Source organism: Pseudomonas sp. DTU12.3 (assembly GCF_004124275.1).
GTDB lineage: Bacteria > Pseudomonadota > Gammaproteobacteria > Pseudomonadales > Pseudomonadaceae > Aquipseudomonas > Aquipseudomonas helmanticensis.
Genome location: NZ_CP027218.1, coordinates 3,284,146 through 3,298,734, shown reverse-complemented (window position 1 = coordinate 3,298,734; position 14,589 = coordinate 3,284,146). Strand labels below are relative to the sequence as shown.

At 59.2% G+C, this 14,589-nt stretch carries 11 protein-coding genes; 3 read left to right on the top strand and 8 right to left on the bottom strand.

The features are described from left to right. Positions 1-11 precede the first annotated feature (11 nt). From C2E19_RS15105 to C2E19_RS15095, 3 genes are read right to left on the bottom strand one after another with little or no spacing between them, the layout of a single operon-like run. The gene (locus C2E19_RS15105; RefSeq protein ID WP_129393715.1) at positions 12-956 is read right to left on the bottom strand and encodes an HlyD family secretion protein; all 945 of its coding nucleotides are present in this window, start codon (positions 954-956) and stop codon (positions 12-14) included. A 4-nt stretch (positions 957-960) separates the two neighbouring features. Beyond that, entirely contained in the window at positions 961-1,161 is a 201-nt protein-coding gene (locus tag C2E19_RS15100) for a DUF1656 domain-containing protein (protein ID WP_129393714.1), read from the bottom strand. Further along, positions 1,151-3,298 carry an FUSC family protein gene (locus tag C2E19_RS15095; protein ID WP_256661203.1) on the bottom strand — a complete coding sequence of 716 codons (2,148 nt, stop codon included), beginning with the start codon at positions 3,296-3,298 and terminating at the stop codon, positions 1,151-1,153. The genes C2E19_RS15100 and C2E19_RS15095 overlap by 11 nt, the downstream gene beginning before the upstream one ends. A 160-nt stretch (positions 3,299-3,458) precedes the next feature. Here C2E19_RS15095 and C2E19_RS15090 point away from each other — a divergent pair, with 160 nt between their 5' ends. The 3 genes from C2E19_RS15090 (at position 3,459) to C2E19_RS15080 (ending at position 7,817) form a co-directional block, all read left to right on the top strand. Beyond that, positions 3,459-4,514 (top strand): tetratricopeptide repeat protein, encoded by a 1,056-nt coding sequence (locus C2E19_RS15090; RefSeq protein WP_129393712.1) that lies wholly within the window; start codon positions 3,459-3,461, stop codon positions 4,512-4,514. Positions 4,515-4,647: 133 nt separating this feature from the next. Then, positions 4,648-6,150, top strand: coding sequence for an ATPase domain-containing protein (locus C2E19_RS15085; RefSeq protein WP_129393710.1), 1,503 nt, complete (start codon positions 4,648-4,650; stop codon positions 6,148-6,150). Then, entirely contained in the window at positions 6,147-7,817 is a 1,671-nt protein-coding gene (locus C2E19_RS15080) for an ATP-binding protein (protein ID WP_129393708.1), read from the top strand. The genes C2E19_RS15085 and C2E19_RS15080 overlap by 4 nt, the downstream gene beginning before the upstream one ends. Before the next feature lie 106 nt (positions 7,818-7,923). Here C2E19_RS15080 and C2E19_RS15070 read toward each other — a convergent pair whose 3' ends face one another. Genes C2E19_RS15070 through C2E19_RS15050 form a run of 5 tightly spaced genes read right to left on the bottom strand, consistent with a single transcriptional unit; the run spans position 7,924 to position 14,468 of the window. Beyond that, positions 7,924-8,301, bottom strand: a complete 378-nt coding sequence (locus C2E19_RS15070; protein WP_129393706.1) for a response regulator — start codon at positions 8,299-8,301, stop codon at positions 7,924-7,926. Positions 8,302-8,345: 44 nt separating this feature from the next. Further along, positions 8,346-9,560 (bottom strand): hybrid sensor histidine kinase/response regulator, encoded by a 1,215-nt coding sequence (locus C2E19_RS15065; protein ID WP_129393703.1) that lies wholly within the window; start codon positions 9,558-9,560, stop codon positions 8,346-8,348. Further along, positions 9,554-10,147, bottom strand: coding sequence for a chemotaxis protein CheB (locus C2E19_RS15060; protein ID WP_129393701.1), 594 nt, complete (start codon positions 10,145-10,147; stop codon positions 9,554-9,556). The genes C2E19_RS15065 and C2E19_RS15060 overlap by 7 nt, the downstream gene beginning before the upstream one ends. Next, positions 10,144-10,977 (bottom strand): protein-glutamate O-methyltransferase CheR, encoded by an 834-nt coding sequence (locus C2E19_RS15055; RefSeq protein ID WP_129393699.1) that lies wholly within the window; start codon positions 10,975-10,977, stop codon positions 10,144-10,146. The genes C2E19_RS15060 and C2E19_RS15055 overlap by 4 nt, the downstream gene beginning before the upstream one ends. Next, entirely contained in the window at positions 10,977-14,468 is a 3,492-nt protein-coding gene (locus tag C2E19_RS15050) for a response regulator (protein ID WP_129393697.1), read from the bottom strand. Before C2E19_RS15050 ends, C2E19_RS15055 begins: the two co-directional genes overlap by 1 nt. Positions 14,469-14,589: the final 121 nt, after the last annotated feature.

The following is a 14,589-nucleotide window of genomic DNA, read 5'->3' as shown; positions in this document are numbered from 1 at the left end:
GGGTTGCGTTGTCAGGGGTGTTGGACAGTGACTGTCGCGGTGGTGCCGGCGCGCAGGCGATTTTTTCCCGCGTAATCGGCGTCGATGGCGATGCGCACCGGCACCCGTTGCGCCAGTTTCACCCAGGTATAACTCGGGTTGATGTTGGCCAGCAATCGGCTGCCCGGGGCGTTTTCCCGGTCGGCGATGGCAAAGGCGATGCTCTGCACAGTGCCGCCGAAGGTTTCACCGCTCATCAACTGGATGCGTACCCGATCGCCCTCCTCGATCCGCGGTAGTTTGGTTTCTTCGAAATACCCGCTGACGTAGAAAGAGTCGCTGTCGACTAGCGCCAGGAGCGCGCCGCCCGCCACCGCGTAATCACCCTCGCGGGTCAGCAGATTGGTGATGTAGCCGCTGACCGGTGACTCGACGCGAGTGCGCTGCAGATCGAGCGCGGCCTGGGTCTGCGCGGCAATTGCCAACTGCACATTGGCTTCAGCCAGGCCGAGATTGGCCTGATTACGCAACAGATCGGCCTGAGCCACGGCCACATCAGTGCTGGACTTCTCCCACTCCTCGCCCGAGATGGCGAAACCTTGCTTCAGCGTACGCCTGCGGCGTTCTTCACTCTGGCGCTGTTTGAGCAACGCTTCACTGGAAATGATCGCCGCTTGCGACTGCCCCAGCGTGGCCTTCGCCACTTCCACCGAACGCCGTGCATGATCCACCGCCAGGGTGTAGCGCGCAGGATCGATCTCCATCAGTAACTGGCCCTTGTCGACATGCTGGTTGTCCTGCACCGCCAGGCGGACAATGCGCCCCGAGACATCTGCCGACAACGTCACCACGTCCGCCCTCACCCGTGCATCCCGCGTCCACGGTGCGCGGGTGTAATGCTCCCAGGCAAACCAGCCAAGCACGATGGCCAGAATCACCACTGCCACTGTCGTTAACCGCGCAACTAACACTTTCAAGGCATCAGGCTCCCATCAACAGAATCAGCGTGGCGCAGACGCAGGCATACAAGGCGCCTTCGAACAGGGCTTCATGCCAGACACGCCGCAATACGCCCATGCGCCGCAAGAACCAGTCAAGCAGCATGAAAATCGGTATGGCCAGCAACAACGCCTGGGCAATGGGCGGCAAGTAGACGCCGCCAATCTCGAAATCAATGGGCAAGGGCCGGTGCTCCTTCCTCGACGTTTCGTTGCAAATGTTCACCATGACGCTGAAGAAACGCCTCGACGATCAGCAACGCCACGCGCATGCGAAACACCGACCATAAATGCTCATGACTGGCCACGTGCAACTCGTCCAGTTGTTCGCCAAGGGTGTGCAGCGTGCCCAGCAACGGCGCCAGTTGCACGTCCGCACGCCCGGCGACAAACCTCCCGGTCTTGCGCAATGCCGAGGACAGCTGCTGGCTGAAGGCGTCAGTCAGCAAAGCATTGTTTTGTGCCTGTTGCCGCAATTGGTGGGTGGCCACCCCCAATGCGACGCAGGCCAGACTGATTTCATACAGTTGCTGCATCGCCCGGTCATTCACTGCTGGCAACAGCCCAAGCATGCTGGTCAGCCGATCAGTCATACGGCTCTCGAAGGCAAACTGTTGTTCATCCGTGGCGGGGGCCTTGCTCAACTGATACACCTGCTCGCGCGCCTCGTTATATAAGCGGCGAATGCGCAACACCGGGCGAAACGGGAAAATCCACGCGTAGACAATCAAGGCAAGCATCGCTGCGCAGACATAGGCACCGGCAAACTCAAACCATTGAATCGCGGTGTTCTGCCCGGTACCGATGTTCTGCGGGCCGATCATCAGGAAACTCGAGAGCCCCAGCCCCATGCCGATGCCCGCCGTTGCAGGACTCGCCAGCCCCACAGCGATGACATACAACAACGGCGCGAGCAGCAAGGCCAGGGGTTCGAAATCACTGACCGCCGGTACCAGCGCGAACTGATAGAGCGCCGATACCAGCAGCGCCAGCCCCAGCCCGCGTGCATAACTCTGTGCGGCCATTAGCGGGCGCGGAAATGTGGCCATCAGCGAACACAGAATCCCTACCAGAATCATCCCGCCCCGAGCGCCGTCCCATGCGGTCTCGATCCAGATCAGCCCGGCCACCAGCAGCGCGGTAAAGGCCCGGATGGCGTTCATCGAGGCCAGGGTGAAATCCAGATGCAACGGGCTGGCCTGACCGCGATACATGCAACTGGCCTCGCGTCCCTCCTGGATCGCCTCGCTCAATTCGAGGATCTGCTCGAGTTGCCGCAAAAGCCGCGCCTGTTCCCAGCGCAGCGCCCACGCCAGCGAGCGCAGGGTTGCGCTCATGTCTTCGGTCAATTGTTCGGACTTGTATGCCAGCTGTTCGAATTGCTGCTGCAACGTGACGAACTGGTGCCGTGCTTCGACCGGCAATGCGCGCCCGTGCTGCGCCAACTGGTCGAGCAGTGCCAGTTCCTCTGCGCGCAGACGCTGTACATCCAGTGGCAAATCCCCTTCCCAGCGCTCGGTCAACAACTGCCGTTGGTGACGCAGCGCTGTCAATCTTGAGGTCAGCAGCATCAACTGATTACCCAGTAGCAGCACCAGATTGTTCGCGCTACGCAGGCGCGGCGCGTCGAAATACAGATGCCGACGCAAGCCCTCCAATGCGCTGATTTCACCGAGCAATTGCATTTGCCGGCGCTGGAAATCCGCTTCGCTTTCTTCGGTGCGAATGACCGCCGCCGCGTGGCTGGCGACCAGTTTGATCACCTGATCGACCTTGGCGAAATAGCCTTTGGCGACCGCTTCCGGCCGGGCCGTGAGCAGGCTCACCACGCAGACGCAGGCCACGGCGAGCAAGGTTTCGGTGACCCGGGTGACGGCCAGCAGAAACGTGCCGTCCTGATCCGGGATCGCCAACAATGCCACCACCACCGCGGTATAACCGCTGAGGACGAACGCCTGCGAACTGGTGTAACGCAACAACGTGCCACCCGCCGTACACACTGCCAGCCATAACGCCAACGTGGTGATGAAGGGCAATGGCGCCTGCGGAAAGATTGCCATGAGCAATACCGCCACGGCGGCGCCGAGCGTAGTGCCGATGATCTGGCCAAAGCTGCGCGCCAAGGCCATTCCCGCCAAAGGCTGGCTGACGATGACCACGGCCATGATCGACCACTTGGGCTGGTCGAGGTCGAACAGAAACGCCAGATACAGCGTCAGTAGCCCCGCCGCGATGGTGCGCAGGGCAAACAGCAATACGGCTTGACCGGGATGGATCACAGCCTTGAAGTAATTGAGCAGGGCTTGCATGGGCACACTCATCGAAGCGACTCCTGCAAGCGTAGTCACTGCATCGATAGCCTGACGGGTAACTGAGTCGACGCGACTTGTAGGGCGATTCGCATGCACGGAGTTTGACTCGCGGCCCGAGCTGACCGAAGCTTGCCGCTCTGCTCAAGTACGCACGCTTCCGGAACCCTGCATGCCTCAGTCCCGCCGCTTTCTGCTCATCGGCCTTGGCCTCGTACTCGTCATCCTCGTCGGCTGGTTGTCCCTGCGCAGCACAGCACCGGTGGTGCCCGAAGCGATCAAACATGGCTATAGCGAAGCATTGGCCGCCGCCCGTGCCGGCCAGCCGGGCGCCGCACGTCAGTTGTATCAGCAATTGGGCCGACCGGATCTATCGGTAAAACGCCGCGTCTGGTTGCATGCCGAACTGCCGAACTACCCAAGCCCGCAGGCGTTGAAACTGGCTGACGCAGACCTGCAGAACGAAGCGCCCGAAGTACGCCTGGCGGCGATCAGAAGCCTGGTTGGACTGGTGCCGGGTGGGCAACGCAGCCTGTTGCTCGGGCCGTTGCTCGATGATGAAGACCAAACCGTGCGATTTGCCGCGATCAACGCCCTGCTCGGCTTGTCTCCAGATGAACTCGGCTTGTATTTTGCGCCGTTGCAACAGGCCATCGATGGCTGGGAACAGGCGCTGAAGGATCAGCCGCCGAGCGCCGCCGCTTATGCGCAACTGGCACGCCTCTACATACACAACGCCGAACTCAAGCAGGCGCAGGAAGCACTGGACAACACCTTGCGTGTCGAACCGGGCAACTTGTCGGCGCTGGTCATGCAGATTGATGTGCTCGACCGCCAGGGCCAGAGCGATGCCGCCCGGCAATTGCTCGCGCAACAACTCAAGGCCCAGCCTGACTCGGCATATCTGCAACATGCCTTGGGGCTGTGGCTGCTGCACCATAATCAGCGCGAATACGCCTTGCTCGGTTTGTCCAAAGCGGTCGAACTCGAGCCCGACAACAAGGACTACCGCTACGACCTCGCCACGACACTGCACAGCGCCGAAGAACTGGAAGCGGCGCAGAAGCAATTGCAGGACATCGTCCAGCGCCATCCGGCCGACCGCAAGGCGCGGGTGTTGCTGATCAATTACTGGAAGGAAAGCGGCCAACTGCAAAACGTGCAGATTCTGCTGGCGCAGCTCGAACAGCTGAATCCGGATGACCCGGCGTTGCAGCAAGGCCTCTGAACCACAAGCAACTGTTCTCCCGACACATTCCGCAAGAAAGTGCGGAACTGCCATCACGGCAACGGGTCAAGTAATTCAGGCCGCGCTAATTTTGTCAGCGACCTCGATTCCCGTAGTCATGAGAGGGCATTTTTTGTCTACATCCAACGAGTTTATCAGTGCGAAAGCGGCCACCGGCATCATAGGTCTTGACGACATCCTGGCCGGTGGCTTGTCTCGCGGGCATGTGTTTTTGCTTGAGGGTGAACCCGGAACAGGCAAAACCACTGTCGCCTTGCACTTCCTCCGGGCCGGCTCCGTTGCCGGCGAACGCACCCTGTACATCACGCTGTCGGAAACCGAGCGTGAATTGCGCCAGGGCGCCGCATCGCATGGTTGGGAGCTGGACGAGAATATCGAGATTTTCGAGCTGACGCCCCCGGAAAGCCTGCTCAACGCCGAACATCAGCAGAGCTTGCTCTACTCTTCCGATCTGGAATTGGGTGAAGCGACCAAGCAGATTTTCGAGGCCGTCGAACGCGTCAAACCGACCCGCGTGGTCCTCGACAGCCTGTCGGAGATTCGCCTGCTGGCGCAAAGCTCGCTGCGCTATCGCCGGCAGATTCTGGCGATCAAGCATTACTTCGTACGCTACAACGCCACGGTTCTGCTGCTCGACGACCTCACCACCGAATCACTCGACAAGACCGTACACAGCGTCGCTCACGGGGTGATCCGCCTCGAAGAACTGACGCCCAACTACGGCGCCGAACGTCGGCGTGTGCGGGTCGTGAAATACCGTGGCCAGAAGTACCGCGGCGGTTTCCATGACTTCACCATCATGGGCGACGGCGTGCATGTGTTCCCACGTTTGGTGGCGGCGGAACATCGCGGTGACTACGCGCGCCTGCAATTGACCAGCGGCATCCCGGAAATGGATGCGCTGCTCGGCGGCGGCATCGAAACCGGTTCAAGCACGCTGATTCTCGGCCCAGCTGGTACCGGCAAGTCATTGATCTCGATGGTCTTCGCCGCTGCCGCCGTACAACGCGGCGAAAAGGCTGCACTGTTTATTTTCGATGAAGAACTGGGCTTGCTGTTCGAGCGCATGAAGAACATCGGCATTGACCTCAAGGCCCTGCAAGACACCGGCAATCTGCTGATCGAGCAGGTCGACGCCGCCGAGCTTTCGCCCGGCGAGTTCTCGCATCGCGTGCGCCGCTGCGTCGATGAAGGCCAGATCAAAACCGTGGTGATCGACAGCATCAACGGTTATCAGGCAGCGATGCCGGAAGAAAACGCCCTCGTACTGCACATGCACGAACTGCTGCTGTACCTTAACCGCAAAGGCGCGGCGACTTTCATGACCGTCGCCCAGCATGGTCTGGTTGGCGACATGCAGGCGCCGGTCGACATTACTTATCTGGCTGACACGGTGATTCTGTTGCGTTATTTCGAAGCACTGGGCAAGGTTCGCCGGGCCATTTCCATCATCAAGAAACGCACCGGCAGCCACGAATCGACGATTCGCGAATACCGCATTTCGACGCAAGGCATGACCATCGGTGAACCATTGGAGGCCTTTCAAGGCGTGTTGCGTGGTGTACCGACCTACCTCGGCGCAAGCAAGCCGTTGCTTCAGGAAAAAACCTTGTGACGGTTTCGGTGCCGCTGGCCGAACGGGCGCTGATTCTGGCGCCCGTGGGTCGCGACAGCCAGATTGCGCTGATGATTCTCAACGAGGCCGGTTATGGCGGCCTCGTCACGCCAGGGCTGGACAGGTTGTGCACCGAGCTGGAACTCGGCGCAGGCTTGTTGCTGATCGCTGCCGAAGCCTTGCGCGGTCCGGAACTCGAAGCACTATTTATGCATCTGGACCAGCAGCCGGCATGGTCGGATCTGCCGATCGTGCTGCTCACCCATCACGGCGGACAGGAACAAGGTCCCTCCTCGCAACTGAGCAATCTGCTCGGCAACGTGACCTTTCTTGAACGCCCGTTTCACCCGGCGACACTGGTCAGTCTGGTCTCCGCTGCCTTGCGTGGGCGACGACGACAATACGAAGCCCGCGACCGTTTGATCGACCTCAGCGAAAGCGAACGACGTCTGCAATCGACGCTGGAAACCCTTGAGCAACAAGTCGAAGAACGCACCGCGCAATTGCGCCATAACGAAGAAGCATTGCGTCAGTCGCAGAAAATGGAAGCGGTCGGCCAGCTCACGGGCGGCATCGCACACGACTTCAACAACATGCTGACCGGGATTATCGGCAGCCTGGAATTGTTGCGCCGGCGTCTGGCTCGTGGGCGCACGGATGACCTCGATAGCCTGATCGACCTTGGCGTCACCTCAGCCAACCGCGCTGCCAGCCTGACCCACCGACTACTGGCTTTTTCCCGCCGGCAGTCGCTCGATTCCAAAGCCGTGCAGATGAATACCCTGGTGCTGTCGATGGGCGAACTGCTGGAACGCAGTCTCAATGAAAGCATCCATCTGGACATGCGCCTGAACGATAAATTATGGGTCGCCGAGGCCGATCCCAATCAATTGGAAAGCGCCCTGCTCAACCTCGTGATCAACGCCCGCGACGCCATGCCCGAGGGTGGCAAACTGGTGGTGGAAACCAGCAATCAGGTGCTGCAAAGCGAATTCACCGAAGCCTACAGCAACCTCGAACCGGGCGATTACGTGATGCTCAGCGTCACCGACAACGGCAGCGGCATGCCGCAAAGTGTGATCAATCGTGCCTTCGATCCATTTTTCACCACCAAGCCGATCGGCCAGGGCACCGGGCTGGGCCTGTCGATGATCTACGGTTTCAGCAAGCAGTCGCGCGGGCATGTGTCGATCGACAGCGAAATCGATCAGGGCACCACCGTCAGACTGTATCTGCCGCGTTTTCGCGGCGAAGAAGATGAGCAACCGGTCGCTGATAGCGGGCAAACCCCGTATGCAATGGATGGCGAAACCGTATTGATTGTCGAAGACGATCCTGCTGTGCGCGTGCTGGTCAGCGGCGTGCTCAGTGAGTTGGGCTATGCGTTTGTCGAAGCCAGTGATGCCGACGGCGCGGTGCCGATTCTCAACTCGACGCAACGGATTGATCTGCTGATCAGTGATGTCGGTCTGCCCGGCATGAACGGCCGGCAATTGGCTGAAGTCGGGCGCCAGTACCGGCCTGGTCTGAAGGTGTTATTCATCACCGGTTACGCCGAGCATGCGGCGGTACGCGGCGGCTTTCTCGACCCAGGCATGCAGATGATCACCAAGCCCTTCACTTTCGACCTTCTCACTGCGAAGGTCCGCGAAATGATCAAAAGCTAACCCCAGACAACCCTGTAGGAGCTGCCGCAGGCTGCGATCTTTTGATCTTGTCTTTTAAAAAAAAAGTCAAAAGATCGCAGCCTGCGGCAGCCCCTACAGGTTGGGGTCAGGCCAGCAGTTCCTGGATTTTTTCCTGCAACACGTCCAGATCAAAGGGCTTTTCGAGGATCGGCGCCTTGAGGGTGATCGGGCTGCCGGTCTCGCGGATTTCCTGCGGATAACCGCTGATGAAAATCACCTTGAGGTCTGGTCGCAACTTCACCGCAGGTTCGGCGATCTGCACGCCAGAGATGCCGCCAGGCAAGCGGAAGTCGGTGATCAACACGTCCAGATGCGGCTTGCTCGCCAGAATTTCGAAAGCCTGCTCGCCGCTTTCCGCCTGCAACACACGATAGCCCTGCCCTGACAAATAATCGCTCAGGACCATCAAGATAACCGGTTCGTCCTCGACGACGAGTACTACATCTTGCGCATCTACGCTCATGGGAAGCCTTTGTTCGGTCAATAGCTGCTGATACGACCGTGCGGTCACTCAGAGGTTGCGTCGGATTTGCCGTTTTCCTGGATCGGCAGACAAACGCGAAACAGGGCGCCTTCGTTGATTTCACTCTCGACGACGATGGAGCCGCCATGGGCGGCGACGATCTGCTCGGAAATGAACAGACCCAGCCCGAGGCCGGCGACTACCGTCTTGGCGGAAACCCGTTCGAACTGTTGGAAAATACGTTTCTGGTTCTCGGCGCTGATGCCGATACCACGATCCTGCACCTCGACCCGCGCCTCGTTGCCTTCGCGATAAACCCGTACCTGGATCGGGCTCCGGCCGCCATAGCGCAAGGCATTGGTCAGCAAGTTGGAGATCACTTGTTCGATACGGAATTCGTCCCAATGACCTTCCACGGGCTCTGTCGCGGTAAAGGAAACTTCGGTTTCCGCCGCCTCGATCTGTTGCGCAAAGTTCTGCAGCAGATGGCTGACCAGTTGCACCAGATCGAAGCGGCTCGGCCGGATCGACAGCTTGCCGGTGCGAATGCGGGACACGTCGAGCATGTCTTCGATCAGACGGATCAGGCTTTTGATCTGACGCTCATCGCGATCGACCATGGCGTGCATCTTGTCGAGGGTGAACGCGGCGGCGTTATCCCGCGCCAGGTGCATCTTGCGCAATTGGGTTTCGAGTATCAGGCCGTTGAGCGGCGTGCGCACTTCGTGGGCGACGATTGACATGAAGTCGTCGCGCATACGCACCGCTTGCTCCAGCTCCAGCTGGGTGCTCTGCAATTGTTGCAGCAGCGCTTCCTGCTCGCGTCGGGCCTGCTCCAGTGCTTCGACCTGTTGCTTCATGGCCTTGCTCTGACGGAACAGATCGACAAAGACGTTGACCTTGCTCTTCACCGCGTGGATATCCAGCGGCTTGTGCAGGAAATCCACCGCGCCGCTTTCGTAACCCTTGAACGCGTAGTTCAGTTCACGGCCGGCGGCGCTGACGAAGATGATCGGGATGTTCTTGGTTTTCTCGGTGCCACGCATCAACTCGGCGAGTTCGAAGCCGTTCATGCCCGGCATCTGTACGTCGAGGATGGCCATGGCGAATTCGTGCTGCAACAGCAGCGACAGGGCTTCGTCCGCCGACAACGCCTTATAGACGGTGCGATCTTCGCGTTTGATCAGCGCTTCGAGCGCCAGCAGGTTCTCGGGCAGATCGTCGACGATCAGCAATTTGGCTTGAATATTACTCAGCATGCGATTCGTTCCAGCTCGACTAGCAGACGGCCGATGCCGTGAATGGGTAAGACATGATCCGGCTGCTGAACGTTCAGCGCCGCCAGAGGCATGGTGGCGACCTGGGCGTCGCCGGGATCCTGCACTATGGTCAACCCGCCAAAGTGTTTGACCTCTGCCAGACCGCGCGCACCATCCTGATTGGCACCGGTCAGCAAAATGGCCGCCAACGCTGATCCGTAAACGTGGGCAGCGGACTCAAACAGGAAATCGATTGAAGGCCGCGAATAATGCACGCGGTCTTCAAGGCTCAACGACAGGCTGCGATCCTGCTCTACCGACAGGTGATAACCGGGCGTGGCGAAATACACGGTGCCGGCTTCGATGTCCTGTTTATCCGAGGCTTCGGCCACCGGCAATGCCAGCCTGCGCGCGAACACTTCGGCCAACTGACTGCGGCGATCATCCGGCAAATGCAGAACGATAATGATCGGCAGCACAAAGCCCTGGCGCAACGGACTCAGCAGCGCCAACAAGGCCTCGACGCCACCGGCTGAGGCGCCCATCACAATGGCCTCGATTCGAGGCAATTCCGCAGTCTCGTTCATAATTTGCGGTAGATCCGTTCCTGCTTCACCAGCGGTTCGAACTGGTTGGCATAGCTGGAAAAATCCAGCGTCTCTTTGCTGCCAAGCACCAGAAAGCCGCGATGACACAGCGACTCATGAAACAGTCCGAAGGCGCGATCCTGAAGCTTTTTATTGAAGTAAATCAATACGTTACGACATGAAATTAAATTTGTTTCGGAGAATACACTGTCGGTCGCCAGACTGTGATCGGCGAACGTCACGTTCTCGCACAGGCTCTTGTCGAAAATCGCGTAACCGTAAGCCGCCGTGTAATAGTCGGCGAACGAGCGCTGCCCACCGGCCTGCTGATAGTTGGCAGTGTAAGCCCGCACATTCTCCATCGAGAAAATCCCCTGTTTCGCCTTGTCCAGCGAACGCGGATTGATGTCGGTGGCGTAGATGATCGTGCGGTCGAGCAGGCCTTCTTCGCGCAGCAGAATGGCCATCGAATAGACCTCCTCACCCGTGCTGCAACCAGCGATCCAGATCTTCAGCGATGGATACGTGCGCAGCAACGGCACCACTTCCTGGCGAATCGCGAGGAAGTGCGACGGATCGCGAAACATCTCGCTGACCGGGATCGTCAGCAATTGCAGAAGCTGCATGAACGCGGTCGGGTCATGCAGGACTTTCTCCTGCAATGCCGAAATCGTCGCGCACTCAAACTGCCCCAGCGCATGCTGCACCCGGCGCTTGATCGAGGCGCCGGAATAATCGCGAAAATCGTAGCTGTACTTGAGGTAGATAGCCTCGATCAGCAAGCGCAATTCGATTTCGGTATTTCGTTCAACGGGACTACTGCGTTCCACTAAATGCGTTCCATCTTCGGTAACCACACGCGAATCAGCGAGAACAGGCGATCCAGGTCGATGGGCTTGGCCAGGTAATCGTTGGCGCCCGCTTGCAAGCAGCGCTCCTGATCATCCTTCATGGCCTTGGCCGTCACCGCGATGATCGGCAGCTTGCGCCAGCGCGGATCCTTGCGGATTTCGATGGTGGCTTCGAAACCATCCATTTCCGGCATCATCACGTCCATCAGCACCAGGTCGATGTCCTCGACTTCATTGAGTTTTTCAATCGCCTCACGACCGTTCCGGCCGATCACCACGACTGCGCCCTTGGTCTCCAGTGCACTGGTCAGAGCGAAGATGTTGCGCACATCGTCGTCAACCAGCAGCACTTTGCGACCCTCGAAGACCTTGTCGCGGCTGCGCGCGGTCTTGAGCATCTTCTGCCGTTCATGGGACAACTGCGATTCGACTTTGTGCAGAAAGAGTGTGACCTCGTCCAGCAAACGCTCTGGCGAACGCGCGCCCTTGATGATGATCGAGCGCGAGTACTTGCGCAGATCGGTCTCTTCATCGCGGGTCAGGTTGCGCCCGGTGTAAACGATCACCGGCGGGAACGAGCAGATGTCTTCGGTAGACATGCGCTTGAGCAGATCGTTGCCGAGCATGTCAGGCAGTTTCAAGTCGATGATCATGCAGTCGTAAATCGTCGTGCGCAGCTTGTCCAGAGCATCCTGGGCGAGACCGACTGCGGTAATTTCAATGTCTTCGTCGCCGATCAGACGCGCGATGCTTTCGCGCTGCAAGTCGTCGTCTTCGACCAGCAGAATGCGTTTGACCTTCTGTGTCAGCTTGGCTTCGAGACGGGCGAACACATCCTTGAGCTCCTCGCGCGTCGTCGGTTTGACCGCGTAACCGATAGCACCCATGTGCATGGCTGCTTCGACCCGATCTTCGACCGAAATCACGTGCACCGGGATGTGCCGGGTTTCAGCATGTTCTTTCAGGCGCTGCAACACAGTGAGACCGGAATGGTCGGGCAGGCGCATGTCGAGCAGGATCGCGTCAGGAATGAATTCCCGCGCGAGGTCATAACCTTCGTCCGCGCCATGGGCGACCAGGCATTGATAGCCGAGTTCGTGCGCCAGATCGTAGAGGATGTGCGCAAAGTTCGGCTCATCTTCCACCACGAGGATGCAACGCGTGGCGAACGGGGCCTTGTCGCGGTCATCGGCGAAACGCGGGATGTGTACCGGGGCCAGCGGAGAAACCATCGCCGCAGGTACAACGGCCGCAGCCTGTGGCGGCGGGGTAAACGTCAACGGCGCAGTCGATACCTCACCGGACTCGTTGTACTGCTGCGGCATCAGCAACGTAAACACACTGCCCTGCCCCGGCGTGCTGGTGACGCTGATCGAGCCGCCCAGCAGTGTCGCCAGATCACGCGAGATCGACAGGCCCAGACCCGTTCCGCCGTATTTGCGATTGGTGGTGCCATCGGCCTGACGGAAGGCTTCGAAGATGCTTTCCTGTTGATCGGCGGCAATACCGATCCCGGAATCGCGCACGACGAACGCCACGCAGTCGTTCGGCTGGCCACTGATGGTCAGGCTGACGGTGCCTTGCTCGGTGAACTTGACCGCGTTGGACAACAGGTTCTTGATCACCTGCTCAAGGCGCTGGCGGTCAGTGAACATCGTCGCCGGCGTGCCCGGCAGCAAATCGACACTGAAGGTCAGGCGCTTGTCCGCCGCCATCGGTTCGAATACGCCGCGCAAGCCATCGGCCAGACGCGCCACGCTGGTGTTCTCGGCGATCACCTCAAGCTTGCCGGCCTCGACCTTGGAGATATCGAGAATGTCGTTGATCAGGTTGAGCAAATCATTACCGGCGGAATAAATCGACTCGGCAAACTTGACCTGCTCGGCGCTGAGGTTGTCCTGCGGGTTCTCGGCGAGCAGCTTGGCAAGAATCAACGAGCTGTTCAGCGGCGTGCGCAGCTCATGCGACATGTTGGCGAGGAATTCGGATTTGTACTTGCTCGAACGCTGCAACTCTTCAGCGCGTTCCTCAAGTTGCACCTGAACCTGATTCAGTTCGGTGTTCTTCACGTCCATGGCGTCGCGCTGTTCGGCGAGGATTTGCGCCTGCTCGGCGAGTTGTTCGTTGGTCTGCTCCAGCTCGACTTGCTGGGTTTCCAGATGCGCCTGGGATTCCTTGAGAATCCGCGACTGTTCTTCGAGTTCTTCGTTGGCGGTTTTCAGCTCTTCCTGCTGCACCTGCAACTCTTCGTTGAGCTGCTGGGTTTCAGCGAGCACTTCCTGCAACCGCTGGCGGTAGCGCGCGGCTTCGATCGACGTGCCGATATTGCCGGCAATCAGTTCCAGCAGTTCGATATCACGATCGCTGAGCGGGCGCAGGAAACCCAGTTCGATCACACCGTTGACCCGGTCGTCATCGCTGGTCGGCACCACCAACACACTGTGCGGCAGACCTTCGCCGAGACCGGAGCTGACTTTGAAATAATCCGCCGGAACCGCATCGAGGCGAATCAGACGTGCCTGCTGCGCGACCTGGCCGACGATGCCTTCACCGCTGTAAATCGACTGATCCTGTTCTTCCTGCTCGCGGGAGAACCCGTAAGTCGCCACACGTTTCAGACCACCGTGTTCTTCACGGACGTACAACGCCGCGACGGCGGTGCCGAGGTATTGCGCGCAGAACTGCAGAATGTTGCGCCCCAACAGGTTCAGCGTCAGTTGTCCCAGCACTTGCTCGGCCAATTGCGTCTGGCCATTGCGCAGCCACGCCTGCTGCTCCAGACGCAGGGCGCTGGCGTCTTGGGCGGCGAGCGTTGCGCCGTAGCTTTGCGACAGGTTGACCAGATCACGCCGGCCAATATAGGCGAGCAAACCGCTGATACCGGCAATGAACAGCAGGTACAGGCTGATGCTCCAGATCGTCGTGCGGCGTACATCTTCGTTACGCGTGGTGCGCAGCACTTGCTCGGTTTCGATGACATCTTCGAACTGTTTGCGGATTTCATCCGTCAGGCGTTTGCCGCGCCCGGCCTTCACGGCAGCCTTGTAGTCACCGCTGGAGCGCTGCAGGTCGATCATCGACTGCGCGTAGTTCGCCCACTCGGTCTGCAATGCCTGCAGACGGCGCAGACGATCGGTTTGCACCGGGTTGTCGGCAGTCAGCTCAAGCAACGTATTGAGCGCGACGGTAATGCGCGGCTTGGCGGTTTCGTACGGGTCGAGAAAGTGCTCGTCACCGCTGAGCAGAAAACCGCGCATGCCGGTTTCCAGATCGACCGTGAGTTTCACTGCTTCATTGGCGTTATTGATCACCCGGTCGGTGTGCTCGACCCATTGGATCACCGACAGCAAATAGGTAATCAGCGACACAAAGAACACGGCACTGAGCACGCCTACGCCCAAGGGCAGACTGATGTTGCGACTCAGGAGTTTACGAAACCGCTGTTCATCAACTGAAGACGAAGAGGACATGGGGCAGCCTTGTCGATCGGGTGAAAAACAGGGAGTTTGCCCCAAAATGGCGGCATGGATCCATTTTTCCTACAGATTTAGCAGGATTTTCCCACTTTTGCCTGCACCCCGGTACGTGCCA